The sequence below is a fragment of the Crossiella sp. CA198 genome (genome assembly GCF_052078295.1).
GTDB lineage: Bacteria > Actinomycetota > Actinomycetes > Mycobacteriales > Pseudonocardiaceae > Crossiella.
On sequence record NZ_JBQJIM010000015.1, the window covers coordinates 176,511 to 202,636 of the forward strand.

A 26,126-nucleotide genomic window follows, 5' to 3' on the forward strand; every position below is an offset into this window, starting at 1 on the left:
CTGGCTCGTCAGCGGCCAGCCGCTGACAGGTCGGCCCCTGCTCCGTGAAGCGAGGTACCCGCGATGGCACCCCTGGACGCTGTCGTCGGCTGGGACGAGGACACCACCGCTGAGGCGTACGCCGCGTTCACCCGTAGCTTTCCCATGTACGGAGCCGCCAGCCGAGACCTTGCCCGTCGCGCCGACCTCGCCGACAGCCGCCTGGTGGTCGACCTGTGCGGCGGAGCCGGCGCGACCGCGGAGGCGATCCTCGAACTGGTCCCGTCCCAGGCCCGGGTCATCTCCCTGGACAACGCCGCCGCGATGCAGCGCGTCGGCCGCCGTAGCCTGACCGATCCGCGTCTGAGCTGGGTCACGGCACCAGCCGAAGAACTCGGCGACCACGTCCCCGGCCTGGCCGATGCCATGGTGTGCAACTCCGCGATCTGGAAGACCGACGTGCGCGCGGTCTTCGCCGCAGCCCACCACATTCTTCGTCCGGGTGGCCGGTTCGTGTTCAACATCGGCGGCGGTTTCGCCGGTGTCCGCCACCCGGATGAGAAGCGCGCGCGTACCGGACCGTCGCTGAACACCCTGATCCGTCAGGTCGCGGCCCGCGACTACGGTTACGCCCCGCCACCGGCTGCCGAAGCGCCTCCCAAGCTGTCGCTGGAGGCGGTCACCGAGCAGCTGTCCGCGGCGGGTATGACCGTGCTCGACACCGAGATCATCGCCCAGCACGGCACCATGGCCGAGAAGAAGGCATGGCTGTCGATTCCGGTCTTCGCCCGCCCCGAGGGGAAGTTCACCCACGCCCAGCGGATGAGCATCCTGGCCAAGGCATACGCCCTGACCACGCCCGCCGCGCCGACCGTGACCAGCTGGCTCGTGGTGGTCGCCCTGCGCCCCCGGGAAAAAACCCTGAGCGCCCTGGCGGCAGACGTCAGCGGGCACTGAACGGGTACTCCGTCGCCAGTCGGCGCACGTACGCGCTGATGCGGTGGCGATCCTCGGGGAAGGCACTGCTCCAGTCCTCGTCCAGGTTGAACCACTTCGGAGGCTGGCCGCTTTCCCCACCGAGCGGCACCTCGCGACTGATGATGGCGACGTAGGACAGGCCCAGCGTCGGCGACCAGTCGGCGCGGTAGGAGCGGACGGTGACGGCGGCCGGGACGGGCAGCAGTTCACCTGGAACGCCGGTCTCCTCCGCGAGTTCACGGGCCGCGGCTGCCCGCGGCGTCTCGCCCGGCTCGACCGTGCCTCCAGGCGGTACCCATCCGCGCACGCGGTGCCGCACGAGCAGGATGTGGCGGTATGACGGTTCGGTGACCCAGACCTCGGCCGCGAGCGGCTCCAGCGGCTTCTGCCGGGCACGTTCCAGCCATGCCCGAGCGTCGTCGAACTCCAAGACGGCAAGGCGAGCGTCGGCGACCGCCGCTTCCACGGTCATCTGGTCAATCACCAGGCTCACCCTATGCCGACAGGCGACCGAACCTGATCTGTGCCGGGCGAGGTCGTGTACGGCGTCCCGCCTGTCGAGAGCACGGATGGTCAGCTGGCGGCGGTGCCGCGCCGTCGCAGGAACTCGGCCAGGTTGACCGTGTCCTGGCCCGGTTGTTGGCCGAGTTCGTCAAGGGTGGTGACCAGCAGCGTCAGCGTGCGCCCGATCGCTTCGTGCCGGCCCAGCCGAGCCTGAGTGCGGATGATGTCGCGATAGACACTTTCGTTGTACGGATCGAGGGTGCGCAGCTTCTCCAACAGGGCAAGCATAGTGTCCGGCTTGGTCTCGGCGTGGGCGCGAATGAGGATGCCGAGGGCGTCGAGCACATCGCGGCGGGCGGCTTCGCGGTAGGGCTCGATCCAGCATGAGGAGACGTCCTCGGCCAGATGACCGTGGTAGAGGGCGACAGCCTGGTGGAGTGCGTCGATGCGGTCGCTGTCCTTGAGGCTGCCGCGGGCGCTGAGCGCCGTCCGGAATCGTCCGCAGTCGGTCGTCACGATGCTCGGGTCGAGCCGGTACCGGCCGTCGTCATGGACGATGATCTCGCTGATGCCGCCGCGGGTTGCCCGCTGCAGGGCTCGCCGCAACATCGACAGTGCGTTGTGGAAGCTGTTGAAGGGGCGAGAAATCGGGCTGTCGGGCCAGACGGCGTCGCTGACCGCATCCCGGCGCGCACCATCGGGGTGCAGGGCGAGGTAGACGAGCACCTCGCGTTGCTTGCGGGTCAGTGCCGCGGTGAGGTCCCGGCCAACTCCGTTTTCAAGCAGGACCAGGTGGACGCATCCGAGCACGCGCAGAGCCAGAGGTGGCGTCACCGCGGGCTCGGACACCAGCTCGTCATCCTGGGGCGTCCCGCGGTGAGCGCCGTTCCGGTCGGTGTCGACCGCACCAGGTGGGACTACTGAGTCGGGCGGTGCCCCGACCGGCGCGGGTTGTGCGCGGAGTGCCCTCAGCCGCGGTGTCGGGTTCGCATCGGTGAGCCCGGTGGTGTAGCGCGGTTCGGTCAGTTCGAGCCGCGTGTGTTCCTCGCACGTGTCGTCCTGGCCAGGGAGGTGAGGCTCGTTGACGTCGACTCGGGTGGACGCGGCACTGGCGGTCGGCGATGGCTCACCGTGACGGTCAACCGGTTTCCCCGTGGGGTCGGCGGGTCCTTCGGCTTCGCGAAGTACCGTGAGCAGCTCGGTGGCGTCGGTGGCGGGCAGGGTGAATAGACGAGTTCCGGCCAGGCTGGCGTCGAGGCCGGTGCTGGCCGCGCTGACGGTGCCGTCCGTACGGACGCGGACGCTCGCGCCGGGAGGCCATTGGCCGAGGAGGACGCCCGCCATGCCCAGGGAGGAGCCATTGTCGAGGACGGCTTGTAGCCGGCGCTCGGCATGTGCGGCCGGGCTGCCGAGCAGGACGAGCGTGCCAGGCTGGCGCGGCAGGGTGGTCCCGTCGATCACGGTTCGGGTCCGGGTGAGGAGTTCGGTCTCCATCTCGCCCAGGGCGGTGTCGAGGGAATCGACCACGCTGACCGTGGATGGCAGATGTGCGGCGTCGGCGCTGTCGAAGATGGTGAGCAGGTCGGGGGCGGGCAGCAGGATTCGGACGTGCTCGCCGTCCTGGATGTGCTGGGCCAGCAGGTGCAGCAGGAGTGCACGGGCAGCGGCGGGCCCTCCCGGCCCGAGCAGGCCGAGCCCACGGGTGCTCGCGAGGTTGAGCGCGAGTTCGCATCCGGCGCGCACGCCGACCCGTGCTGGCACGGCAGCGGGCTCGTCGTCCAGTTCAGCAGCGCCCGTCCCGGTGATAGAGATTCGTACCGGCGGCGGTAGCGCCGCCTCGATGACCTCGACCTCGTCCAGGCCGGTTGGGCCACGGTGATCGTGGGCGGTGCGCAGGGCACGGACCACGGGCGCGATCGGACGGTACAGGTCGGAGCGGTCGCCGCTGCCGATGCGGTAGCGGCGGCGGCGCCACATCCGTACGGACACCGCGGCGGCGCTGGTCACTCCGGCCAGCAGGATGCTGACGAAGGCGCCGGTCAGCAGGTCCAGGCCGGGCTGCCGGGCGATGTCCTGCTCGTCCGTGTGATCGGCGGTGTCGGCGTCGCCGACCGGTACCTGTGTGGTGCTCGGTACGGGCTGTGTGCTGGCCGGTGGGGGCGTGGTCTTCGGCGGCTCGGTAGGCGGGGCCGCTGGCTGCCGCCCGTCGGGTGGCCGCGCGACGGGCGGTGCGGGCGAGGGGATGTAGCCGGTGATCTTCCAACCAGGGCGGACGAGGTGGGGCTTGGTCAGGACTCGCTCATCGGGTTGGAGCACCCCGTGGTTCAGTTTGTAGAGTTCGGGCCAGCGGTTCCCGTTGCCGAACATCCGATCGGCGATCCGCCAGAGGCTGTCGTAGACCACGGTCGCGCCCTGGATGTGCGGGAGGCGGACCTCCTCGGTGGCCTTCACCGTCCCGGGTGGCGCGGGCGCGGACCAGTCGAGGGTCATCGTGTCCCGCTGGTGGATGGTGGCCGAAGGCTGGGGCGGGCGGGGATGAAGCGGGGCCGTGACCGCGACCGGTGTCAGATCGCCGGTGAGCACGGCTGCGGTGGCCGGTGGTGCGGCCGAGGTTCGGTTGCCGAGCAATGTGAGCGCGATGGTCCCGACCAGCGCGGCGGCGAGCCCGCGCAGGGGGCCGGTCGGCCGGACTTCCGGCCAGGTGATGCCGCGGGCCGCGTCGACGGCGCAGCGGGTGATGTCGATGGTGAAGAGGAACCACACGATCCAGCACAGGCATGCCAGGGTGTTGAGCAGGAACCGCGCGCTCATCGGGTTGAGCAGGGTGGCCTCGGCTTCGTCCCAGGTCGGGATGCGGTCAGGCAGCGGCCAACCCACGAAGTGCACCAGGGCCCAGGGGAGGCCGGTCACCAGAGCCAACAGCACGACGGCGGCGAGTAGTCCACGCAGCATCCGGCCGGCGAACCGGAGCGCGGCGACCAACATCCACCCGGCGTGGTGACCCCTTGTCTCCCGCGCGCCGTCGGATGCCCGCTGACCGGAGACGGCCGGACTCACTGCCGCAGCCCTGGCAGGACGACCGAGTCGGATCGCGCCGCCGCCATTCGCACCGGCGTGTTCACGGTGTCTGCGTGAGGTTCAGCGGGCACAGGCATTGTGGATGCCTGACTTGCCGCCGAGGTCTCTGCTACGGAGGGGCCTCGGCTCTGGTCCTTCTTCGTGGCGGGTGCGCCAGCGTTGGACCGCTTGCGTTTGACGCGGCCCGTCTTGCGGCAGTCCAGCCATCGTGTGAGATCCGCGACCGGTACCTCGGTGAACCGGGCCAGTTCGTCGATCTCGATGATGTCACTGGACTCAGCGAGCACCTCGCCGAGGTCCCGCTCGATGTCGGCCAGTCGCTCGGCGACGGCGGCGCGCTGGTGGGCCAGCTCGCCGACCCGTTTCGCCGCGGCGGTTCTCCTCGCGCTACGAGCGGCGTCGGCTTCCTCGATGCGCCGTTCGATCTCCTCAATCGTCCCCATCGTGCTCTCCTTCTCCGCTGCCGCGCCTGGTTCGAGCGGTGGCGCGGGGTCAAGGGATTACGGTCCGGATATTCCGCGTAGTGGCTGGGCTTGGCCGGTGCCGGTGACGGTGATCGAGTCGATGCCGACCAGTCGGAGTAGCTGCGTGGCTTGGCTGACGAGGACGGTCACGTTGACCGTGTTGCCTGCGATGGACACGGTGCCGCTGTGGCCCGCGGCGGCGAGGTAGGCACGAGCGGCAGCGCTCGCCTGTCGCGGTGCCAGTCGCAGGGTGCCGTTGGCGCGGTAGGCGGCCAGGTCGATCTCCTGGGCACCGGCCCGTGCGGCTTCCTGTGCTTCGCCCAACGCGCGGACCTTGGCTGCCAGGGCAAGGCCGCCGTCAAGAGTGAGGCCGGCGAACAGCAGGACCGCAGTGACGATGACGATGACGAACGCGGTCACCCGGCCGTCCTCGTCGTGGCGCAGCCATCGCGCTCGGTGGCGCGTCGATACTGTCATCGTCATTCCGCACCTCCTGCTTGGGCCCGCGAGGACGTGCCGCGCCACACGTCGACCGGTGAGGAGAAACTCGACTGGAAGGTGCGCGAGCCGGGAACACCGAGCATGGTCAGGTCGCCGAGTCCGACACTGCACGAGACGGTCACGGTCACCGTGGAACCGGGCTTGAGTCCCTGGGTTTCGGTGGAGACCGACAGCGATTGGCAGGTGATCCCGGCCGATGCCAAGGCCGCGCTGGCGGTGGACTGGGCGTCGGCGGTGGCTTGCGACGGGATGCGAGCCAAGGTGGCGGCGCGAGCGGCTTGGTGGGCAACGTCGTTGATCCGCAGTTTGGTGCTCGCCACGCGTCCACACAGGACAACGAACAACAACAGCAGGACCAGCAGTGGAGTGAGCAGAGTGAGTTCGGCCGCGGCCGAACCCCGTTCCTCGCGACGCAGCGCACGAAACCGGGTTCGCGCCGATACCGCCCGGGGGTGGGGTTGGCAGGCGGCGGTCATGGCCCCGCTCCGGTGCTGGTCGGTGAGGTGAGTTTCTCAACGGGTCCAACGGCTTCGGCATGAACCGTGAAGGCAACGAACGGGATGAGGTTGATCACGGACCCAGTGATCGTCACCGAGGCTTGGGCGCTGCTCCGCTGGACATCGACCGAGGTCGCGCGCAGCGGGCCGCTTCCCAGCCGCGCGAGGACACGTCGCCCCGCTGAACTGCCCGCGGCTGCGCTGCCACCGGATACCCGTGCCGCGGACAGGGCTTCTGCTGCGGCGGCCTGGGCGATGTGGGTGGCGTGCAGGTAGAGCGCGAACTGCGCGATCAGCAGGATCAGCAGCAACAGCAGTGGCGTGGCGATGACGAGTTCGACTGTTCCGGCGCCACGTTGATCCGTCCGCAGTCGGCGCAGCGCGGTCCGCACACGTGTCCGGTGTGGACGATCGCGCGTGTTCGGCGTGACTGGTTGGCTAGGGCGTCGAGGCATCGTGGTCACCGGCCTACAGGTTGATTCCTTTGGCCTTCTGAGTGACCTTGATCGCGATGATCGCGATGACCGCGATGGCCAGGGCCGCGAGCAAAGCGGTGACCACGACCGCCTCGGTCGAGTAACCCGCCTCGTCGCGGCGCAGCCGCTCCAGCTCGGCCCGGATGCGGGCGCTGAGGATGTGAACTTCGGTGAACATCGACTTCTCCCTGCGGTTCGTAGTCCGGTGTGGACTGTTCTGGTGGAACTCACAACCCTCCCAGCACGCTCATGAGTGCGGGAAATCCAATGAATACAAGGAATCCGCCGAACAGCATCACCACGGGAAGGCTCATGCGTTCGGTAGCTGACAGAGCTTCGGCTTCGGCGTTGGTGAGTTCGCGGGTGCGCAACGCGGCGGCCTTCGCGGCGAGACTGGCCCGCACCCGGGCGCCTTCAGCGCTGGCAAGGCTGACCGAGGCCGCGAGTTCGGACAGCTGGTGCACATCGAGTTCGGCTCCGAGCCGTCCCAAGGCGGCCCAGGGGGTGACGCGGGTGATGCGGGCAGTGAGCAGAGCTTGGCGCAGTTGCTGGAATGCCCAGCCGCGACCGACGACGACCGCGTCGGACAGGGCGCCGTCGACCCCGGCGCCGCCGGCCAGCAGGACCCGGATCAGGTTGAGGTAGGCCGACAGGGCAAGCCGGAACGTCGCGCGCCGTCGCTCGGCTTCCTGCCGGACCGTGATATCCGGCAGGAGGAATCCACCCAGGGCGAGGAGGAGACTCGCGACCGCCGGGATTGTCCAGCCCGGACTGACCTCGGCGAGGATGAGCGTCAGTTGTGTCAACAGTGGCAGCAACAACCCGGTCAACGCCAAGACTGCCTTCTCCGCCAAGTGGCGCTCGACACTCCTTCGGGTGACCGCGAGGTCATTGCGCAGCTTGCGGTTCGGCAGCCCAAGAGCAGCCAGTGGCTTGATGAACGGCTTGCCGACCCACAGTGCCCAGCCGACGGAGTCCGCGGTGAGGATCGGTGGCGGCGTGGACGTCGCGTGGAGACTCGCGACCAGGGTGCGCAGGGGTGGCCGCGGTGGGAACAGGTAGACCACCAGTGCCCACAGCCCAACCCCAAGTCCAGCGCCCCACAGCAACGCGGAGATCATGACCGCACCCCCTTCCCCGCGAGCAGCCCGCCGACGTCAGCGTCATGGGTGCGGATCGTGGACAGTTCAGTCAGGAACCGCTCAGGACCACGTGGCCGGGCAATCCTTGTCAGCCAAGCGAACGCGGCAGCGAAGAGGACGCCGGCGAGCGCGAGCATGACCTGGCCGAGCGCCGAGTCGTAGGGGGCGAGGTAGCCGCGGTTGAACAGCACCAGGCCGACGGCGAAGCTCAGCGTGGTGATCACGATGACCCGCGCGCTGGTCCGGGTGCGGGCCCGACCGGCTTCGACTCGCATCCGCATGGATGCCTGCTCGCGGGCTTCTCCCGCCAGTTCGCCGAGCAAGTCCGCCAACTGGCGGGCCTGGTGTTCGGCGGCCAGCACGAGCGCGGCGATCACCAGATCGGCGGTCGGATCGTGGAGTTGGTCGGCGAGGTGGCGCAACGACGGGGCGAGGCGTTCACCGCGTTCCAGGCGGAGGGCCAGCTCGGTGATCTCCTCGCGGATCGCTGCCGGGCAGGCCGGGGCGGTGGCGAGGATGGCCTGTTCCAGACCGGCGGCGGCGACCAGGGTGTCGCGCAGCATCTCAGTCCAGGACGCGATCGCTTCGATGCGTGCGAGGTCCTGTTTGTGGTCGGTGTTGGAGCCTAGGATCCTTGGCAGGCTGGCGACCGCGAGCGCGGCGAGGACGGCGCCAACCACCCAGCCGGTCACCGAGCCGACAGCCAGGCCGGCGATCACCACTGCCACCAGCCAGCCCACCAGTTTGCGGTCTTGGTGCGCGACCCACCACGTGCGCCACCACGGCGATGCCCCACCGTCGCGGGCGGGTCGGCCGCGGCGCAGGCCCGTCCGGATGAACAGGATGCCAACGGCCAGGCCGGCGCCGAGTAGCCCGAACAACGCCACGGTTGGGGTCACAGCCGCCACCACCCATCGCGGCGAGCGGCCAGCTCAGGGTCGTAACCGGCGGCGACGAGCAGGTCGAGGGTCTCAGTCCGCAACGGAGCGCCCGGCACGGCACGCAGGTCCGGACCCGGCCGCCACACCTCATTGCTGATGATCTGGCGGTCGTCGGCGTCGACGACCTCGCGAATCGAGGAGACCACCCGCTTGCCCGGATCATCGCGCGGTTTGTCCAGGTGCACCACGAAGTTCAGGGCGCTGGCCACCAGGAGATTGGTCGCCTCTACCGGCAGCCGCTCCGGTCCCTGCACCGCATAGGCGGCCAACTTGGTGAACGCCCCTCGGCTGCTGGAGGAGTGCAGGGTGCCCATGGAGCCGTCGTTACCCATCGACATCGCGTTGCACATCGGGATCACTTCAGGGCCTCGCACCTCGCCGACGATGACCCGATCCGGCGACATGCGCAGCGACTGCCACACCAGATACGACAGCGAGACCTCGCCGACCCCTTCCAGGTTCGGTACGCGGGCCTGCATCGCGACCACATCCGGATGTGCCTCGGTGTCCTCGCCCAAACCGAGTTCGAAGACATCCTCGATGGTGACCAAACGTTCCCACCTCGGGATCGCCGAGGCCAAGGCGCGCAACAGTGTGGTCTTGCCGACCGCGGTACCGCCGGTGGCCAACACGTTCAGCCTCGCCCGGACCAACGCGGCCAGGAACGACTCCAACGCCAGGTCGATCGTGCCCGTCTCCCGCAACCGTGCCAGGGTGATTTTCTGGAAGCGGTGCCGCCGGATGGACACTGACGGACGCGGGGTCACGGCCATGACCGCCGAAACGCGCTCTCCCGTGGGAAGCTGGAAGTGAACCAAGGGCGACCCGCGATCGAAGCGCCGCTCCTCCACTCCGCTGCGGGTGGCCAGGTCGCGGATAAGCTCGACCAGTGCGGTGTCCGAGCTGGCCACCGGTGCCCGGCGAGCCCGGCGGCCATCGGCGTAGCGGACGAAAACGCGGTCGCAGCCGTTGATGTTGATGTTCTCGATCTCCGGGTCGGCCAGCAGAGGTTCCAGACCAGCAAGGCCGAACACCTCGTCGAGCACCGCCTGGATCACGCGCTGCTCGACCTCTGGCGCCACCAGCATCCCGCCGCCCGCTGAGTTCGTCAGCTCCGCTTGGGCGTGGGCCTCGACGGAACTCTCCAGGATCAACTGGGCGAGTTGGCGTCGCTGCTGAGCGCCCATTGGGGCGCGTCCCGCACTCTCGTCGGCGTGGATGCGTTCGCTCAGCCGCTCCGAGAGGTCCTGGCGCAGCCGCCGCCGCAATCGTTCCATCGCCTCGGTTTCCCTGTTGGGCCGGTGCGGCAGCTCTGCCGGGCCGGGCAGGTGCGGCCGGGCCGAGTTCGGATCGGCCCCGTTCGACGTGTGCGACCTCTGTGGGGCGTCGAAGGCGTGTGTGCTCATGTGTCCGCGCCGTTTCGTGTCCGGGAACAAAGGGGCTGCAGCGTCGCACCGGAGACTGGGGTGCCGGGAACCGTCTTCCGCCGCGCCGACGGTGGCCCGGTGCCGTCGCGGTTGCCGGCATGCCGGTGCGCCAAGGCCAATATCGCGATTCGGGCCGCGGCCTCGCCGAGCCTGGACTTCACTGGGCTGTGTCGGCTGTTGCTGTGTCCACACAGCACGGCGGCGCCCTTGTCGTCGCGAGGCACGCGCCCCAGCACCGGGATCCTCAGCGCCTGGGACACCGCGCGAGTCGGGTAGCCGTCGCCGATCAGCACGAAACAGGGCCTCCGGGACCAGCGCTGGACCTCGCGTAGTTTGAGGGCGACGTGTGCGAGTTCGTCATCGTGTGGACGGGCTACCAGCAACATGGCGTCGGAATCGCGGATGATCGGCAACGCGGGCGAGTCCGGGTCGACCCGGCCGCAGTCAGCGATGACGGTGGTGTCCGGCTGGTCGGCGGCACGCCGCAGTGTCGAGAGCCCGCCGAAGGCCAGCACAGACAACGCTGAGCGGGACTGCTCGGCGCCGACCGGTCCGATCACCGCTCGCAGACCTCCGGGAAGCCGCTGCGTGTGCCGGGCGAGCAGCCCCAGTTCGGTGCTGCGGCGGGCTGCGACGGCGAGGGTGACCAGGCTCGGCGCGTCGGCCAGGCGGAACCGGGCCATCAGATCGCCCCCTGCCGGGTCGGCCTCGACCAGGATCGGATTCTGCCCGGCGGGCCATCGGGCGCCCAGAGCGGCGGCCAACGTGGTGGCTCCGGGGGACCCCTTGAGCGAACAGATCGCGAGAAGCATCAGCGAGCACCTCCCGATGTCGCCACCAGGCTGAGCTGCCCGGCCGGTGCCGAGGCCAACGACCGAGCGTCCAATTCGGACAGTTGCAGGGACACGACCGTGGTCTGCTCGGTCTCGCGGGAGGCGATCCCGGTCACCACGGCGGTCCAGCCCGAGGTCTGTGCGTTCTGTGTTCCGGTCGTGGCGCCCTGCGGTGATGTCGTGAGAACCAGCACCGTCGTTCCGGGTGTCAAGTCGGGCGGAAACTGTCCGGACTTTAGACCCAACGCGGCAATCACTTTGCCCTGGAAGGGAATCTGCGGCGAACCTAACGCCGAACGCGTCAGCAACGACCCGGCTGGCAGGCTGAACGCGACTGGCTGTCCCGCCACCGTGGACGCGGCGGATGCCGGGATGGCATCCATTCCGGAGTCCGCCGCCAGGTTCACCTGCTTGAGATCCTGCGCCGCCAGGACCTGTCCCACCGCGACCGGACGGGCCAGGGCAAGCACGCTCTCGCGGTCGCCCAACCGCATCCCGGCCAGCACTCCGCCGACCGAACACGCCACCACCAGCAGCACACCCAGCAGGAGGTGGGGGATGCTCCGGCGCCGGTTCGCGCCGCTCATGCGAGACGACGCTTTGCCGGTGCCGTCACGGCCACCCCACGTACTCGCCAACGCGTCCGGCGTCGGCACGCCCTGCATGGTCGAAACCGAAGTAGCCATCACCAACCTCCTCCAGGCAAAAAGCCATCGCGACGCGTCGACATGTGTTCTTCGACGAGCCTTTCGTGACAAGGTTTTTCGTTGTGACTGCCTGCTTCTTGCTGCGTGATCCGGTGAGCGCGGGTCGGCTCAGTCAACGGACGGACAGGGAGTGGGCCTCCTCAATCCGCACGGTCACGGTCGTGGTGGTGGTCAGATCAGGAAGGCCGCCGCTTTCCCCGCCGCCAGCCCAGGTGATCCGCCATCGGATGGTCGCGGTCACCGGGAACTCGCCGCGGGCGCTGTTACCGGTGACCACGCGGTAGGTGTGGCCACAATCCGGTGAAGCGGCAGCCGGATTGTCCTTGCCGGAGAACGGGGTGCCCGGTCCGCCACAGTGGACGGTGGCACCGTCGCCCATGGCGAAGGAGAGCGTGACTGGCGTGGCGATCGCGGTCACCGACAACGCCGGAACCCCCGCGGTCGCCGAAACCGGTCGCCAGCGCACCGGGTCGATCCACAGCCAGGTCGGCAGGTTGACCAGTTGGGCCGTGCTTGGGCTGAACGAGATGACCGGGCTCGGCGGGCGCAGCCGCGACCTCGCCTGCACGGCGAGTTCACGCGGCGACGGTGGGGGAGGAACCGCTCCCGGGGACAGTACGACCCAGCCTGGGGCCTCGCCCTCGCACTGCTTGAGGTAGTAGCGCGACCCGGGAGCCAAGTGCGGACCAGGCGGCTCGTTAGGGCGGAAGGCCAAGGAGTTCAGGGTCGCCGGATCGTCCACCGGCGTGTAAACGCAGACCGGTTTCGCGTTGCCCGCCGGGGCCGCAGGGCCGGGGCGTGATCCGGCACCCGCGACCGAGTTCTGCCCGGCGAGCACCTCGCACTCGGGGCTACCACCCTGGCCGCAGCCGATGTGCGACCACACTCCGCCTCGGGGCGGGCCTGCCTGTGCGGTGGCAGGCAGCAGGGCCGCCACGCAAGCCACCGTCGCGGAGACGAACATCGCGGTCAGCATGACCCCACCTCCAGCATCGCGAAGTCGGTGACCACCCACCGGCCGGCAACGACTTTGAGCCGGGCCTGGATCTTGCGACGCCCTCCGCTGGAATCCGGCACCCGCACACCGGCACGCGTGTACTTCGCGGTCTCCCCGTCGTCCCCGCAGTCGGCGACCCGGGCCTCCCGGGGATCCTGCGGCGGGGTCAACTCGGTGACTGTGGGGGCGGTCTTGACCTGGCCCTTGGTCACCACGCCGTTGTCGCTGTCGATGCGTAAGCTTCGGATGATCTTGTTCAGGGCGAAATCCGCGGCGTGCTGGGACAGCTCCGGCGCGGTGGGGTCGGAGCGTTCCGCGGCCGTGCTCATCGCGGCCCACATGCCGTCGTAGGCCGCCAGTACCTGGTCCTGGACCGACCGCGTCGGTGGCTCTGTGCTAGTGGCCACGTTCGCCGCCGGACCGCTGGTCGAGGGGCGCGCGACCGTCTGCTGTTCGCACCCGGTTGTGGCGATGCCCATCACGACAACGAGCAGGGGTATCGCGTACCTCCTGGCGAGATGACAGTGGTGGATATGCACGACAACCTCCGGGGCGAACTTCGAGATTCATTTCAAACTGGTTGTACAGGGCCGGGTCCAGGCTCGCGCAAACGCGAGTGTGGACCCGCGACACCTTGTTCACACTATTGGGCTAATCATTGCGCCCAAGGTAATGATCCAGATCGATTGTGCGAGTAGCGTGGTTTTCGGGCGCGGTCCTGCGCTCTGGCGTTGCGGCGGAATTCGAGCGTTGCGGCACAGAAACGAGGTCTGGCACCGGTCGATGGCGCTTGCCTCTCGGAGGAGCTGTGGACAGTGCGCTGGTCGCGGGCTGGACCGCGTTGGGCGGTGCGGCAGGTGTAGCGCTCGCCTGGCGGTTACCGGTGCAGGTCAGGGCAATGGTCGGGATATGCGCCGCCCTGGCGTGGCTGGCCCTGGCCGGGCGATTCGGTGGGCGCCCCGTACTGCTCGCGTTCGGCTGGTTCGCGGTGGTCGGGGTTGTGCTGGCAGCGACCGACCTGGTCGAGAGGCGCCTGCCGAACCGCCTGACACTGCCGAGCTACCCGGCCCTGCTGGCGCTGTTCACGCTGGCCGCAGCCGCGGAGAAGGATCATCGGGCGCTCGTCCGAGCCGTGCTCGTCACCGCGGTCGCGCTGGTCGTGCATCTGGTGATCTACCTCGGCGCCCCTGGTCAACTCGGGGCCGGCGACGTCAAGGCGTCCGGATTGTGCGGGCTGGTTGTCGGTTGGCTGGGCTGGTCAGCGGCTGGCTCGGCGCTCCTGCTCTGCTACCTGACCGCCGCGATCACGCTGGCTGTGGCGCGGGTGGCCGCGCGGCTTCGACGGCGTGGCCGGGTCGGCGAAGTCCCTCTCGGTCCGTTTCTGATCGGTGCCAGCCTGTTGGTGTTGCTCCTCGGCCACACTTGGCCGCCCACGCTCTGATCAGCTACTTCACCCACCATCGGGCGGGCCGACCACCCACCTGGGGGGAGGGAGGGTGGTCGGCCCGTTGCACGAGCTACTGCTCGTGCGGCGAGGGTGCCTGGGGCAGATCGCAGTGCTTCGTGGTGCGCTTGAGGAAGTCCGCGATCACCCAGCCACCACCCACGAGTTCACGAACGAAGATGTGCTGTTCGGTTGGATGCGGGTAGGAATTTTGCTCGGCCCACACGATGTCGTCTCGACGCAGTATCTTGAAGCTGGGTTTGGAGTAAATCTCCGACGGTGTACGGTGCACCCCTGCAGTGTTGAGTACCCGGTACTCGCAGGTGACGCCCGGTCGGCTGGAGTCGCTCTCGCTGAGGGTGGCGGGGTCTCCAGCTGTCCCGCCAATAAAGCCTGCTATCGCAATTGCGGCGACATTTTTCGCACCTGCGTGCATAGTCACTCCCGGTCAGTTCGATGAACGTGCTCAACTCGTGCGCACTCTGCCTACCGGACGCTTCCCGACTTGCGTCAACGCGAGCATGGACTCGCATTGGTGCAAGCATGGGCACTTCTCTTCTCTGAGTGCAACCAGAAGTGTGAAGGTTTCTGAACTTGCGGCAGTGCGAGTCGCACTTGCGGTTCCGCGAGCAAGGGAACAGCGAGTAGACCTGATGAAGAACCTGCTTTGGGAGAACTCGATGTCGATGCGATCTTGTATGTACACGCCAATTCTGCTGTGCTCGGCTGCGATGCTCACAGGCTGCGGGACACACGAGCTGCACCAGGCCACGCCGTTGCCGTCCGCAACCTCGACCAGCGCCGTGTCGCCTGCATCATCGGGTTCAGCAGTCGCGGACGTGCCCGGGGCCGGCAGCAACGCCACGCGGCTGGCGATTGACGCCTACCGGGGCATGTGGCACGAGTTTACCGTTGCCGCGGCCACGTCAAACCATTATTCGAACGGGCTCGCGTTGTATACCTCAGCTCCGGCCCTTACCGATATCCGCGGACTTCTCTACGCGGACTCCATTGCTGGGCTGATCACGCTGGGTTTGCCGGTCACCGCGCCGCGAGTGAAGGCTGTGCGGGTTCCCGAGTTTCCTGTCGAGATAGACATTGTCGACTGTGTCGATGTCTCACGGTGGCGAAAATATAAGGCACGTGGAGGAGTTGCGGATTCTTCGCCTGATCGTCGGATTGTCGATGTCACTGTCCGCAACAACGATGACAGGTGGAAGGTCACGGCGATCTCGATACGTGAGGCCCGGTCGTGCTGAGCCATCAATTGGGCTGCCGGCAGCGACTGGCCTCGCGCAACACCCGGACGACATCCTCCCCGAACGGAGTCAGTCGATATTCCGCGCCGGGCTGAAACCCTCCAGGCAGTTCTCGGCGGCTGAGCACTTCCTGTTGAACGAGATTGTGCAGGTTCCGGGCAAGTGTGCTGTCGTGCAGCACATATCCTGGCATGAGCTGCTCGCGTTCGATGACCATCTTCAGTTCGGAGAACAGCAATGGCCGCTCCCGCAATGCTCGAACTATTGCGAGAGCCCAGTCTCCGCGAATGACGTGGGTGACCCGTTGGACCGCTGTCCAGTCGATGTCGTTGGTCATGACTGCTCCCCTTGTCCGGCCGCGGCAACTCCCCGCCGACTGCCTGCCGTATCCCTGTGTTCCGGTCAATCGCTCGACAATCTCCTCACCGCTGGGCCGCGGATAAAGGCTCCGTCGATTGGGAAAGTCGCACCGCGTCTCCAAACACTTCCCGAAAATCAGTTCTCGGCCGGCTCGTCGCGGCGAAGTTCATCAATCTCATCTGCGGCCACCTCCTACACCCGCACCGAGGTACACGAAGCACTCGCGCACCGCGGTCATCGTCTTCGCCTCCAGCAGCGCCGCGTCGGCATGCTTCAGCGCTTCCTCTATCCCTATGGCGCGCCCGTAGCTCGCCGACAGGAACGCCGCCCCGACCGCAGCGGTTACCGCAATCGGCACCGTGCCGCTTCCGTGCACGGATGGGGCTAGGACCTCCAACTCCCGCACGACCCGGGTGATCCGGCGGGCCATGGTGATCACCTCACCGGCCTCTGCCACCGAGCACAGCGCGACGAACTCGTCGCCGCCATACCGGGCGAGCACATCCTGCTGCCGGACAGCGGTTCGCAGGGCCGCGGCGACCGCGCGGAGCACCGCGTCGCCGGCAAGGTGACCGTGCCTGTCGTTGACAGTCTTGAACTCGTCGATGTCGAGGATGAGCAGGGCAACGGCGGCATCACGGGCCGCGGCATGTTCGATCGCGCGTGGAGCCTCGATATCCCAGTCCCATCGGTCCAGGAGCCCAGTCACGCGATCGAACCTCGGCGAGTCGACAGCGTGCCCGCACGCGGGGCAGGACCGCGCCTGCGCCTCGGCCCGGCCAGCACGCGACGTGGTGGTAGCTGCCAGCTGGTCGGGTTCCGCCGCGCGGGTGCCGCGCTGTCCATCGTCCGGGTGAGATTGGGCGGGTGGCGGCCCGGAACCTGGGGCAGGGCACCTGGTGGCGGACATATCCTCGTCTCCTCTGACCGGCTCGCTCGCTGTTCGTAGCGGACTGTCACGTTCAGTGTCGGCGAGGGCGGCTAGAGAAGACCAGGGGAGAGGGGTCTTCAGATGAACGGAAGACGCGAGACGACGCCGGAAGCCACCGAACTTGCTGACTTCGGCGCCCGTATGCGCGAGTTCCGGGGAGAGCGTGGACTGTCCCTCGCTGATCTACACCTGTGCACTCATATCAGCAAGGGCCACCTGGGCAACCTGGAGCAAGGCAAGCGCCAGCCGAGCCCCGAGATCGCGTTGACCATCGACCGAGCCCTGTATGCCCAAGGCGAGTTGGCCGCCCTGGCCGGAGCGGCGCGGCGAACCAGAGCCCACCACCGCGCCCGGCCTGCTGAACTGCCCGCGGCCCGTCACTTCGTCGGCCGGGTCCGCCAGCTCGACCTGCTGCAGCAGGCACGGCAACGCGCCAGCCTGATCACCATCGACGGCCCAGCTGGGGTAGGTAAGACCGCGCTGGCCGTCCGGTGGGCGCACGACATCGCGAAGCACTACCCAGACGGGATCCTCTACACCGACCTACGCGGGTACGCCATCGACCAGCCAATCGAGCCCGTGGTTGCACTTGGCCGGATGCTCAACTCCGTCGGCATCGGCCCCTCGGCCATGCCCAACACCCTCGATGAGCGGACCGCCCTGCTCCGGACCCAGTTGGAAGGCACCCGGACCTTGATGGTCCTGGACAACGCTGCGACCGCTGAGCAAGTCCGCCCATTGCTGCCCGGCTCATCCACCTGTCTGGTTGTGGTGACCAGCCGCAGTCGTCTGTCCGGGCTGTCCGTCCGTGACGGTGCCGTCCGCGTGACGCTACGGCCGATGTCCCTGGACGACGCCCTGGTGCTATTGCGGGGCATGGTCGGCGCCCGGGTCGACGACGAGCCCGACGCCGCGAGCACGCTTGCCCGCCAGTGCGGCCTGCTGCCTCTGACGCTGCGCATCGCAGCCGAACGGGTGGCGCTCCTGGAGAACATGACTCTGGCCGAGTTGTCCGAACAGTTGTCCCCGGCGCGCCGCCGCCTTGACCTGCTCGCCACGGAGGACGAGTCCTCCGCCGCACGGGACGTCTTGTCCTGGTCCTACAAGGCGCTCGCGCCCAAGACCGCGCGGCTGTTCAGGCTCATCGGCCTGCATCCGACCGACGGCGTCACCACCGAAGCCGCCGCTGCCCTGGTTGGCACGAGCCGGGACGAAGCACAGCAGCAGATGGACGCGCTGGCCGCGATCCACCTGATCGAACCGGTCACGACCAACCGCTATTCGGTTCACGATCTTGTCCGCGATTACGCCACCGACCTTGCCCTCGCACACGAGCCTGAGCCAGAACGCCACGCGGCCATACACCGTGCTGTCAGTTTCTACTTGCACAGCGCGCACGCCGCGGCTCACTTGCTCTGGCCCCATCGCGCGTTGCCGGCTGTGCATGCGGCCGAGGACGCGGCCGAGCCGCTTGCCTTCACCACCAAGCACGAAGCCATGCAGTGGTGCGAGACCGAACTGCTCACGTTGGCCGCGGCGACCGCCGCGGGCACGAAGCGGAAGCTCGACGAGGCGGTGTTCCTGCCCGTGGCCCTCAACGACTTTCTGTACCACCGGCACCCCTGGCAGTTGTGGAAGCCGGTGGTGCAGGACGCGAAGGACCTCGCCCAGCAGCTAGGACACGGGCATGCGCACGCCACCCTGACCCACATCCTCGGCAACGCCTACCTCGATCTACAGCAGAACGAGGAGGCCCTGGCCAGCTACCAGCAGGCGCTCTCCACCCGGGAGGACCTCGGCGACCATGCTGGACAGGCGTGGAGCCATCTGGGGCTCGGCAGGACTCACGACGTACTCGGCGACCATCCATCGGCCCGTCTGCACCTGGAAGAGGCCAGACGGTTGTTCTCCAGCGTCGGCGACCAGTGGGGCTATGCGATCACCACCTCGTACTTCTCCGAAGCTTGCCGGGACAGGGGCCAGATCGAGGAGGCGCTGGAACACGTAACCGCGGCCCTGGAAGTGTTCGAGCAGATCGGCGAGCGCCAGTCGGCGGGATGCGCACTGAAAAAGATCGCTTCCTACCAACGCGACCAAGGCAACATCGATCAGGCGATGCAGGCCCTGAACCGCGCCCTTGCCGCGTTCGCTGACTCCGACGACCTGTGGGGACAGGCCGACACCCTGCGCACGCTCGGACAGCTCCACCTTGACCGCGGCGAACTGGAGGATGCGCACGCGTCGTGGAACGCCGCGGCGGATTTGCTCAGCGACGTGAACGAGCCCAGCGCGGCCGAGATGCGTCACCGGTTGCTGGACACCCTGCGGGCCAACGAAACCGTCCCGCCCCGCCCAACGCCGAGGGAGACCCCGTGACCTACCTCGCCTTCGACCCGGCCGCCCGAGCCTGGACGAGCGCGTCCAGGCTCGGCGCTGTGCCCGTGCCGGAACTCCTCGGACGACTCGACATCGACGAGGACAGCCTCGACTGGGCAGCACGCGACTACGGCGGGCTGGTGCACCACCAACCTCTCGCAGTCGCGCGCCCGACCCGTGCCAGCGACATCAGTGCGATCCTGCGCTTCGCCGCGGACCATTCCCTGCCGGTCGTCCCCCGTGGACAGGGCCACTCGCTGGCCGGCCAGGCCCAGGCATCCGGCGGGATCGTCGTGGACATGCGGGGCCTCCACCAGGTTCACGAGGTCGCGCCCGAGCACATCGTGGTCGACGCCGGTGCGCAGTGGAGCCAGGTGCTCCAGGCAACCTTGCCTCTCGGGCTCACCCCGCCAGTGCTCACCGACTACATCGGACTGTCCGTTGGCGGCACATTGTCAGTCGGCGGCCTCGGCGGAACCAGCCATCAACACGGCGCCCAGACCGACAACGTCCTCGCGCTGCAGGTGATGACCGCTGACGGCACACTGCTGCACTGCTCGCCCCAGGAACACCGCGACCTTTTCGACTCCGTCCGAGCCAACTACGGTCGCAGCGGCATCATCACCCGCGCGACCCTGCGCCTCGTGCCGGCACCGGACATCGTGCGCTGCCGCAAGCTGAAATGCCCATCCCTCACCACCTTCCTCAACGCACAACGCCATCTGGTCCGCGACGGCCGCGTCGACCACATCGAGGGCCACATCAAGCTCGGAGACACCGGGGCGCTTTCCTTCGAGGTTGAAACAGCCGCGTTCACCGAAGCCGCAGACGAGGCCACGGCGCTGGAAGGCTTCGAACGCGAGGCCCCGACTCGACTTCCGTACTGGAACTTCGCCAACCGCCTGGAAGAGGGCGAACTCGTCATCGGTGAGGCAGGCATCGACCAGTCCCCGCACCCTTGGTGCAATGTGCTCCTGCCCGATGAAGCCGCGGAGAGCTTCCTCACCTCGGCCGGCGCCGACCTCCAGGACCAGCTGTACGGGCCGGTCGGGTTGCTGCTGGCCTACCCGCTGCTGACCTCCAGGATCACTACTCCTCACCTGAAATTGCCAGCGGGCGAACTGATCCACCTTGCCGCGGCCCTCCGCCACGCCGACAGCGACTTCCCCGAGGCGATCATCTCGATGACCGCGTCGAACAACCGGTGGTTCCACGACGTCACTGCTGCGAACGGCACCCTCTACGCGCACCCGTTCATCCGCGGGTGAGCTGACGAGCGATTTGCACGGGGCACCGCTCATGACGGGTGCTGGCCCGCCAGGGGGGAGGGGCGGACCAGCACCCAACTCGTGGAGCCGCCAAAGGGGGGAGGTAGGCGACCCCACGTCGTCACAGCGTAACCACGCTCGATCCCCGGTGGGGCGGATGCCCGCAGCATCGCTCACCCGGGTGACACCATCCCGCGCTGCTTCTCAACGAGCTTCCGGGATGTTGCGCAGCACGGCCCGCGCGATCGCCTCCGCGTACTCGCATGCGTTGGGATACAACGGCTTGGCCAGGTCGACCGCGAGTAGGTTCACCTCGAAGCTCTGCTCGTCACCGACCCCGACATGCAGCATGCACGAGTCCTTGTCGTCCTTGGTCCGCACCGCCGGATAACCGTCCACAGTGGCCGATGTGAAGGCGGGGAACTCCGACCTGCGCCGGTACAGCTGATCCAGGCCGGCGTCCTTGTATCTCTTGGTCACCCGGAGGTCAGCAAGCGCGACCTTCCCTTTGTCGAAGCCGAGCCAGGAACATCGCCCGGAGTTCTCAACCGGGTAGTTCGACTCGAACTCATCGGTGTCGATGCCCAGCTCGGTCTGCTGTGCCTTGGTCAGCAGACTGCACGGTGGCACTTCCCGCAGCTGCTTGGGCCGGCCTACCGGCGGTGGGGTGGCGGGCGCCGGCGGCGCGGAAGTGGTGCTGGAGACGGAAGTGGTGGTCGGGTTCGGGTACCAGACGGTGATGCCACACCCAGACAGCACCACGGCCATGCCGACCGCGATCCCGCTGCGCAGCAACGCCATCCCTGCCCGGCCGCGCTTCGCCCCGAAGGTGCCGCCGCTCATCCGTTCATCCAGTCGATGTCGGCGAAGTCCTCGTCGTCATCACCCACGGGCCGCCGGGGTTTCACCGGAGCGGGCTGCGCCGGCTCAGACTCCTGTTTCGGTTCTGCTTCGCGCACCAGCTCGAACACCGCGTTCATGCTGCTCTGAGCCAACGCTCGGTAGTGCGCTTCCTCGGCCCGGGACTCGGCGGCAACTCGCTCAGCACGCGCGTCGGTCTCGGCGCCGAGTTGCTCCAGGCGGTACAGGTGGGCCGTCAACTGATCCATGTGCGCAGGTCTCCTCTCCGGGGTCAGGTTCCGACGGGGCGGGGCACGATGAGCGGCACTCCGGCGAAGGCATCCCGCGGGACTTCCTTGGCTGCTTCGGCAAAGCCGGCCCACATCTTGTTGAGGTTGTCCTCCGATGCCGTGCAGATCTCCTTGACGAACCGCTCGTACTTGTTCTTGAACGCCGGCTGGAACTGCTCGGTCAGGCACTTCCGGAAATGGGAGATCAGCCCCATACCCAAATCGATCATCGAGCTGGCCGCCGCCCCAGCCTCCGGGAGCATCCCGCTGGCCGACTTGAGCCCGCCACCGGTGACGTCCAGGCCGGTAGCGAGGAAGTTGAGGAACGGGCTGTCCGACTTGCCCCGCACCACCTTGATCATCTTTTCCACCGTACCCGGCGAATGCCCACCACAGTCCACGCTGTACAAATCCGCGGTCATCCCAGCCACCTGGCGAACGACCTTCTCCATGTGCGCGGCGTTCTTCGCAAGGACACGACCGAAATCCGTGGCTCGCGCGGTCACCTGCTCCGAAGCCCGAAGGAACTTATCGACGTGCTCACCAGCGGCCCGGGAGGCATCACCGCTCCAGTGCGTGATCAGCCCGGTAAAGGACTGCTTCATCCGCCCATGCCCCTCGCCCAGTGATGCCCCTGCCTTCGCGAAGTGCTCGGCGTCGTCCCGGAACGCGGCGAAGTTCATCCCACGGAACTTGTGGTAGCGCTGGAGAATGTCATGCTCGAAGCTGATCTTCTCGTAGGTCCACTCGTTGTAGTGCGGGAGGTACCGCTGGAAGAACCGCAGTCCCGCCTCGCCCGCCACCAGAATCTCATCGGAGGTGGCGAAGCTGCCTTCAGACCGTGCGAGCAGGTCCCGGCCCGCGGCGAGATCCTTCGCGTCCTGCACAAACTGCGGCATCTGCGCCTGAACTTCACGCCCGAAACGGTTGATCTCGTCTTGGGCATCACTGCGGCCAAAGGTGAAAAGACTCTCGCAGAACTTGCTGATGTCGCTCCACGTACCGGCAGAGGCCATCTCAGCGCCCCCGGAACGACTGGGTGTTGCCACCTTCGGTCCGCCCGTAGTCCCCGGCGGACTCCAGCAACACCGAACCGATGGTCTCGGTGTGCAGACCGAACGCTTCCACCGAAGCGGCCAGCCGCTCCAGACACTGCCGGTAGGTCTCGCCATGGCTGACGAACCCCTGCCCCAAGGACGAAGCGGAGACACCGCTGGTCCGCACGAGCGCATGCTGTTCCCGGATCATCCGGGCCTCCCCGGCGAAAACCTCGGCCACCTGCTTCACATGCGAGGTGGCCACACCCACGTGACCCCTGTTGCCGTTCATCCCGAACTACTCCCTCCCTGTTCCGGCCGGGCCGTCCCACCCGACCGTCCTTGTCCACCCGCCACCACCTCCGGGCCCCCGTCTCCGGTGCGACTTCGCAGCGAAGCGATTCACCCGCGCTGCTCGTCCACCAACGCCCGCACCTGCGCCAGGAGCTGGCGGCTCCCACCCGGAGTGATCGTGGCCCAACCGTCCCGGCGCACATGCACATACCGACCCTGGCCGGTGTCGTGAAAGGCCACCACCCTCGGCGCGCGACGCAGACCAAGTCCTCGATCCCGGACCGTCACTCCGAACTGCCCGCCCCGCCGCACCGTCCCGAGCATGTGCGCCACCTTGCGCGCCACCACCGCGGGCTCTCCGCTCTCGGTGAGCGCGTCGGCGAAACCCGGTGCCGTCGTGGTCTGCCTGGCCGCATCCAGCGCCGCAGCACGGACGCTGACCGACTCGCCTGGTCCGGCATTGATCTCGCCGGCCAAATCGACCACGGTGGCCACGACGGCGTAGTCGGGCACAACGCCCAGCCGCACTTCTGCGCCGTAGCGCACCGCCACCGTCCCTTGTGGACCTGCCACCGCTCCCACCGCACGCACCAGCCCATCGGTGGCCCACAGCCGCGCGTCCACCGCCCAGTCGAACCTCGCCAGTCCCGCCAAAGCCTCATGCAGCGCAGGATCCAGTCCACTGTGGACGATCAGACCTCGGGTGGCGAGGCCGGTCAGCAGAGCATGCCGATGGTGAGCGCGTTCCTCCCAATCGGCGCCACTGCTGATGATCTCCAGGTTCAACGGGGTCTCGCCGAGTTCGGCGAGTTCCCAGAGCAGATCGAACTCGGCGACCGTCAACATGGTCACCGGCGCGGGGTGGGCGGTCATAGGTTGTGGTGTTCTCCGATCACCGGCGGCGGGATCCGCGGCAGATCGTCCAGACCGTAGATGTCATCGGAGAGGGTCTTGAACTTGTTCTCATGCTCGGCGTCCTCCTCCTGCTGACCTGCCGCACCGGTCGGGGACTGCAGGAAGGACTGCCCGCCCACGCCAGCACGCCCAGCACCTGCCACCGGCGTAGCGGCGCGAGCGCCCGGCTGGCCGGGAGCGACTCCCGCCTGACCGCCTGGCCCGCGCGGCCCCCCACCGGGACCGCCGGCACCGCTTCCCACACCACCACCGGCGGACCCACCGCCGTAGAAGCCACCCATGAACCCACCGCCACCGCCAGCGCCGCCCGGTTGGCCTGGACCGCCGACCGGTGACGGTTCGACCCGGGGCAGCACAGGGTTGTTGCTGCCTCCGGCGCCGCTGGGGACCACGCCCTGCAACGTCGGATCCGGGGTGTTCTCCACCGGCCGCACCGGATCGGTCCCGGTGCCCGGCTGGACACGACCGGGATCCTGGCCTTGCCGGCCGGGATCGGCACCGGTGCCACCCGGGCGCGGGAGATCCCGCTGCCGCGGGTCACGCGGGTTCCGCCCGCCCGGCGGGACCGGCGGCGGCTGCGGCGGAGGCGGGGTGCCCCCGCTGTCCAGGGCGATCTTCGGTGCCTCCGGCAACACCGGCAACGCGCCAACCCGGTCCCGCGCGGTGGACTCGTAGCCATAGAGCGCCCGGTTGGCCGCATCATCCCGGGCCCGGTTGGCCGCCAACTGCTGCTGCACGTCGTGCTGCATCGCCACCACCACGGCCGGACTGAACGCACCCAGCACCAAGGCCCCGACTCCGGGCTCCTGAACCGGTTGGCTCGCCTCGACTTTCGGCTTGGTCTCAGCGAAGGTCATCCCATGCGAGGACGCCGAGGTCCCGCCCGACACCGCGGTATCCTGCGCCCCCTGGGCCCACGCCACCGCTGGCCGCGCGGCCGCGGTCATGGCCTCGGCGGCCTGTCCGGCCCAGCCGACTCCGATGGCCTCCAGGCCCTTGCGGACCGCGTGCTCGGCGTCGGCGGCGATGCGCTGCATCCCCCGCATGGCATCGATCGCGTCGTTCACCGCGCTCGTGCCTTGGCCCTGCTGCATCCAGGCGTGTTTCTGGTCCAGCGGAACGCCTTCGAACCGGTTCCGCCGAATCTGCGGTCCCTCACCCATGACAACCCCCCGTTCCCGTCCTGTCTAACCGTGTAGCTTGATCAAACCCTGGGTCGCCAACTCAGCCATCTCCAACGCCTTGGCACACAACTGATCTGGCGTGTACGGCACCGGACGACTGTCGTAGGAGTACTGGATTCCGAGCCGCTGGCCGTCCGCGACGCTGACATCGACGAAACAGCCACGGCTATCGTTCGGCCGCCGGTTCTCCACTGCGGGGTATCCAGCGGCAGTCACGATCCGCGCCGTGACGGTGCCGTCTGGCTTCAGCCACACCTCGGCCCCTTCTTGGGTCGTTGGCGTGACCAGGTAGCCGTAGCCGTCCTTCGCTGTGGCTTTGGAGAACGAGCACCCCGCGTTGTCGAAGCGACCGCCACCCTTCGTGGTGCGGATACTGTCGATTCCGAGCCGCTTGGTCTGTGCCTCAGTCAGCAGCGCGCACACCTGCTCTGGGGTGATCCCGTCCAGCCGAATTTCCTTGGGTCGCGGCGGCAGCGCAGAAGTCGCTGATGGCGATGTCGTGGACGTGCCATCCGGCATGGTCGCGACGCCCGGAGTGTTTGTGCATCCGGCCGCAACCATCAGGAGCACAGCGATCGAAAGCAGTCGAACGGGCTTAGTCAACGCGCTTGTACCCCTTCAATGCGCCAGCAATGTCCTCATCCGTAAAGCCGTACTCTTTGGCTGAAGCTCGGAGCTGCTCGGCAGTCTCCATGAAGCTATCAGCCAACCCGGAATATCGGTTGTAGTAAGAATCTGGAGCATCGACGAATCTCCAGGTCATCAGGTTCGCCGAGTCCTCGCTCACCGGATCGCCTCCACACGGGGGAACGCGCAGCTTGTCCTGAAGCTGCTGGAGTTCGATCCGAAGGTTCTGGCCCTCGTTCATGAAGATCGAGTACGCCTGGAGGACCTGCTCGCGACTGACCTTGATCTTCAAGTCGCCGCTCGGTGGCGGCGCTGCGTCTTCCCACCTGCCGTAGTAGCCAGCCAGCTCACTCATCCCAACCCCCTGCTCGCACTGCACTCCCCGCAGGCCACAGTAACGCAGACCGCCAGCCGCAGCTGAACGGTTCCCGTTCGAGCACGAATGAGGGGTTGCTCTCACCCGATTGGCGGCATCGACTCCGGACCTGGCAGTTCGCCCCGCGCAGCTAGATAGCGGAACCCCCAGTCATAGAGAACCTGCATCGCGCGACGAAGCTCCTCGACGGTAAGCAGATCATCATGAGTGAATTGAGCAGGATTCGCAGGGTAAATGATTACCCGTCGCGTCGTGGTGACCACTGTTGTCCATGGTACCTGGCCCGCTTGTTCGTCTGATTCGGCGCGAACAAAGTCACCGAGGGAAAGGAGAATGGTCTCAGGCGGCAGACTGGATGACTCGTTCATGATGACTCCCGAATTGTCCGTGGACCGGAACAG

31 protein-coding genes are annotated in these 26,126 nt (G+C 67.8%); 5 read left to right on the plus strand and 26 right to left on the minus strand.

Going from position 1 to position 26,126, the window contains the following annotated elements:
• The first annotated feature begins 63 nt into the window (after positions 1 to 63).
• Entirely contained in the window at positions 64 to 936 is an 873-nt protein-coding gene (locus ACTOWY_RS25485) for a class I SAM-dependent methyltransferase (RefSeq protein WP_441312192.1), read from the plus strand.
• Here the strand turns inward: ACTOWY_RS25485 and ACTOWY_RS25490 are convergent.
• The 14 genes from ACTOWY_RS25490 to ACTOWY_RS25555 form a co-directional block, all read right to left on the minus strand.
• Positions 923 to 1,441 carry an NUDIX domain-containing protein gene (locus ACTOWY_RS25490; RefSeq protein WP_441312193.1) on the minus strand — a complete coding sequence of 173 codons (519 nt, stop codon included), beginning with the start codon at positions 1,439 to 1,441 and terminating at the stop codon, positions 923 to 925. The genes ACTOWY_RS25485 and ACTOWY_RS25490 overlap by 14 nt on opposite strands.
• An 89-nt stretch (positions 1,442 to 1,530) precedes the next feature.
• On the minus strand, positions 1,531 to 4,446 hold the full coding sequence (locus ACTOWY_RS25495) for a BTAD domain-containing putative transcriptional regulator (RefSeq protein WP_441312194.1): 2,916 nt from the start codon (positions 4,444 to 4,446) through the stop codon (positions 1,531 to 1,533).
• 68 nt (positions 4,447 to 4,514) lie between these two features.
• The gene (locus tag ACTOWY_RS25500) at positions 4,515 to 4,982 is read right to left on the minus strand and encodes a hypothetical protein (RefSeq protein ID WP_441312195.1); all 468 of its coding nucleotides are present in this window, start codon (positions 4,980 to 4,982) and stop codon (positions 4,515 to 4,517) included.
• Positions 4,983 to 5,039: 57 nt separating this feature from the next.
• Complete coding sequence (locus tag ACTOWY_RS25505; protein WP_441312196.1) at positions 5,040 to 5,480, minus strand: pilus assembly protein TadG-related protein; 441 nt, start codon at positions 5,478 to 5,480, stop codon at positions 5,040 to 5,042.
• A 2-nt stretch (positions 5,481 to 5,482) separates the two neighbouring features.
• Complete coding sequence (locus ACTOWY_RS25510; RefSeq protein WP_441312197.1) at positions 5,483 to 5,980, minus strand: TadE/TadG family type IV pilus assembly protein; 498 nt, start codon at positions 5,978 to 5,980, stop codon at positions 5,483 to 5,485.
• A complete protein-coding gene (locus ACTOWY_RS25515) occupies positions 5,977 to 6,393 on the minus strand; it encodes a TadE/TadG family type IV pilus assembly protein (RefSeq protein ID WP_441312198.1) in 417 nt (138 codons plus the stop codon). Before ACTOWY_RS25515 ends, ACTOWY_RS25510 begins: the two co-directional genes overlap by 4 nt.
• Before the next feature lie 76 nt (positions 6,394 to 6,469).
• Complete coding sequence (locus ACTOWY_RS25520; RefSeq protein WP_441312199.1) at positions 6,470 to 6,655, minus strand: hypothetical protein; 186 nt, start codon at positions 6,653 to 6,655, stop codon at positions 6,470 to 6,472.
• 49 nt (positions 6,656 to 6,704) lie between these two features.
• Positions 6,705 to 7,598: a secretion system protein gene (locus ACTOWY_RS25525; protein WP_441312200.1), complete on the minus strand. Its 894-nt coding sequence runs from the start codon at positions 7,596 to 7,598 to the stop codon at positions 6,705 to 6,707.
• Positions 7,595 to 8,518, minus strand: a complete 924-nt coding sequence (locus ACTOWY_RS25530; RefSeq protein ID WP_441312201.1) for a type II secretion system F family protein — start codon at positions 8,516 to 8,518, stop codon at positions 7,595 to 7,597. The genes ACTOWY_RS25525 and ACTOWY_RS25530 overlap by 4 nt, the downstream gene beginning before the upstream one ends.
• The gene (locus tag ACTOWY_RS25535) at positions 8,515 to 9,966 is read right to left on the minus strand and encodes a CpaF family protein (RefSeq protein ID WP_441312202.1); all 1,452 of its coding nucleotides are present in this window, start codon (positions 9,964 to 9,966) and stop codon (positions 8,515 to 8,517) included. Before ACTOWY_RS25535 ends, ACTOWY_RS25530 begins: the two co-directional genes overlap by 4 nt.
• Positions 9,963 to 10,799, minus strand: coding sequence for a MinD/ParA family ATP-binding protein (locus ACTOWY_RS25540; RefSeq protein ID WP_441312203.1), 837 nt, complete (start codon positions 10,797 to 10,799; stop codon positions 9,963 to 9,965). The genes ACTOWY_RS25535 and ACTOWY_RS25540 overlap by 4 nt, the downstream gene beginning before the upstream one ends.
• A complete protein-coding gene (locus ACTOWY_RS25545; protein ID WP_441312204.1) occupies positions 10,799 to 11,506 on the minus strand; it encodes an SAF domain-containing protein in 708 nt (235 codons plus the stop codon). Before ACTOWY_RS25545 ends, ACTOWY_RS25540 begins: the two co-directional genes overlap by 1 nt.
• Before the next feature lie 133 nt (positions 11,507 to 11,639).
• Positions 11,640 to 12,503 (minus strand): hypothetical protein, encoded by an 864-nt coding sequence (locus tag ACTOWY_RS25550; protein ID WP_441312205.1) that lies wholly within the window; start codon positions 12,501 to 12,503, stop codon positions 11,640 to 11,642.
• The gene (locus ACTOWY_RS25555) at positions 12,497 to 12,931 is read right to left on the minus strand and encodes a hypothetical protein (RefSeq protein ID WP_441312206.1); all 435 of its coding nucleotides are present in this window, start codon (positions 12,929 to 12,931) and stop codon (positions 12,497 to 12,499) included. Before ACTOWY_RS25555 ends, ACTOWY_RS25550 begins: the two co-directional genes overlap by 7 nt.
• A gap of 401 nt (positions 12,932 to 13,332) precedes the next feature.
• Here ACTOWY_RS25555 and ACTOWY_RS25560 point away from each other — a divergent pair, with 401 nt between their 5' ends.
• Positions 13,333 to 13,965: a prepilin peptidase gene (locus ACTOWY_RS25560; protein ID WP_441312207.1), complete on the plus strand. Its 633-nt coding sequence runs from the start codon at positions 13,333 to 13,335 to the stop codon at positions 13,963 to 13,965.
• Between the two features lie 76 nt (positions 13,966 to 14,041).
• Here the strand turns inward: ACTOWY_RS25560 and ACTOWY_RS25565 are convergent, their stop codons facing one another.
• Positions 14,042 to 14,404, minus strand: coding sequence for a hypothetical protein (locus ACTOWY_RS25565; RefSeq protein ID WP_441312208.1), 363 nt, complete (start codon positions 14,402 to 14,404; stop codon positions 14,042 to 14,044).
• Positions 14,405 to 14,621: 217 nt separating this feature from the next.
• Between ACTOWY_RS25565 and ACTOWY_RS25570 the strand changes: the two genes are divergently transcribed.
• Complete coding sequence (locus ACTOWY_RS25570) at positions 14,622 to 15,227, plus strand: hypothetical protein (protein WP_441312209.1); 606 nt, start codon at positions 14,622 to 14,624, stop codon at positions 15,225 to 15,227.
• Between the two features lie 4 nt (positions 15,228 to 15,231).
• On the opposite strand, the gene ACTOWY_RS25575 is transcribed toward ACTOWY_RS25570, so the two are convergent.
• On the minus strand, positions 15,232 to 15,564 hold the full coding sequence (locus ACTOWY_RS25575) for a winged helix-turn-helix transcriptional regulator (protein WP_247757867.1): 333 nt from the start codon (positions 15,562 to 15,564) through the stop codon (positions 15,232 to 15,234).
• A 198-nt stretch (positions 15,565 to 15,762) separates the two neighbouring features.
• Positions 15,763 to 16,296 carry a GGDEF domain-containing protein gene (locus tag ACTOWY_RS25580; protein WP_441312210.1) on the minus strand — a complete coding sequence of 178 codons (534 nt, stop codon included), beginning with the start codon at positions 16,294 to 16,296 and terminating at the stop codon, positions 15,763 to 15,765.
• 303 nt (positions 16,297 to 16,599) lie between these two features.
• Here ACTOWY_RS25580 and ACTOWY_RS25585 point away from each other — a divergent pair, with 303 nt between their 5' ends.
• Both ACTOWY_RS25585 and ACTOWY_RS25590 read left to right on the plus strand, forming a co-directional pair.
• Positions 16,600 to 18,894: a tetratricopeptide repeat protein gene (locus tag ACTOWY_RS25585; RefSeq protein WP_441312211.1), complete on the plus strand. Its 2,295-nt coding sequence runs from the start codon at positions 16,600 to 16,602 to the stop codon at positions 18,892 to 18,894.
• Complete coding sequence (locus ACTOWY_RS25590; protein ID WP_441312212.1) at positions 18,891 to 20,162, plus strand: FAD-binding protein; 1,272 nt, start codon at positions 18,891 to 18,893, stop codon at positions 20,160 to 20,162. The genes ACTOWY_RS25585 and ACTOWY_RS25590 overlap by 4 nt, the downstream gene beginning before the upstream one ends.
• A gap of 204 nt (positions 20,163 to 20,366) precedes the next feature.
• On the opposite strand, the gene ACTOWY_RS25595 is transcribed toward ACTOWY_RS25590, so the two are convergent.
• The 9 genes from ACTOWY_RS25595 to ACTOWY_RS25635 all read right to left on the minus strand — a co-directional run bounded on the left by ACTOWY_RS25595 (position 20,367) and on the right by ACTOWY_RS25635 (position 26,093).
• Positions 20,367 to 21,005, minus strand: a complete 639-nt coding sequence (locus tag ACTOWY_RS25595) for a DUF3558 domain-containing protein (RefSeq protein WP_441312213.1) — start codon at positions 21,003 to 21,005, stop codon at positions 20,367 to 20,369.
• Positions 21,002 to 21,271, minus strand: a complete 270-nt coding sequence (locus ACTOWY_RS25600) for a hypothetical protein (RefSeq protein WP_441312214.1) — start codon at positions 21,269 to 21,271, stop codon at positions 21,002 to 21,004. Before ACTOWY_RS25600 ends, ACTOWY_RS25595 begins: the two co-directional genes overlap by 4 nt.
• A 23-nt stretch (positions 21,272 to 21,294) precedes the next feature.
• Positions 21,295 to 22,308, minus strand: a complete 1,014-nt coding sequence (locus ACTOWY_RS25605) for a WXG100 family type VII secretion target (protein ID WP_441312215.1) — start codon at positions 22,306 to 22,308, stop codon at positions 21,295 to 21,297.
• A gap of 1 nt (position 22,309) precedes the next feature.
• Positions 22,310 to 22,621 (minus strand): hypothetical protein, encoded by a 312-nt coding sequence (locus tag ACTOWY_RS25610; RefSeq protein ID WP_441312216.1) that lies wholly within the window; start codon positions 22,619 to 22,621, stop codon positions 22,310 to 22,312.
• A 110-nt stretch (positions 22,622 to 22,731) separates the two neighbouring features.
• The gene (locus ACTOWY_RS25615; RefSeq protein WP_441312217.1) at positions 22,732 to 23,496 is read right to left on the minus strand and encodes an ESX secretion-associated protein EspG; all 765 of its coding nucleotides are present in this window, start codon (positions 23,494 to 23,496) and stop codon (positions 22,732 to 22,734) included.
• Positions 23,493 to 24,605 carry a hypothetical protein gene (locus tag ACTOWY_RS25620; RefSeq protein WP_441312218.1) on the minus strand — a complete coding sequence of 371 codons (1,113 nt, stop codon included), beginning with the start codon at positions 24,603 to 24,605 and terminating at the stop codon, positions 23,493 to 23,495. Before ACTOWY_RS25620 ends, ACTOWY_RS25615 begins: the two co-directional genes overlap by 4 nt.
• Positions 24,606 to 24,725: 120 nt before the next feature.
• Positions 24,726 to 25,325, minus strand: a complete 600-nt coding sequence (locus tag ACTOWY_RS25625; RefSeq protein ID WP_441312219.1) for a DUF3558 domain-containing protein — start codon at positions 25,323 to 25,325, stop codon at positions 24,726 to 24,728.
• A complete protein-coding gene (locus ACTOWY_RS25630) occupies positions 25,318 to 25,704 on the minus strand; it encodes a hypothetical protein (RefSeq protein ID WP_441312220.1) in 387 nt (128 codons plus the stop codon). Before ACTOWY_RS25630 ends, ACTOWY_RS25625 begins: the two co-directional genes overlap by 8 nt.
• Before the next feature lie 101 nt (positions 25,705 to 25,805).
• Positions 25,806 to 26,093, minus strand: coding sequence for a hypothetical protein (locus tag ACTOWY_RS25635; RefSeq protein ID WP_441312221.1), 288 nt, complete (start codon positions 26,091 to 26,093; stop codon positions 25,806 to 25,808).
• Positions 26,094 to 26,126: the final 33 nt, after the last annotated feature.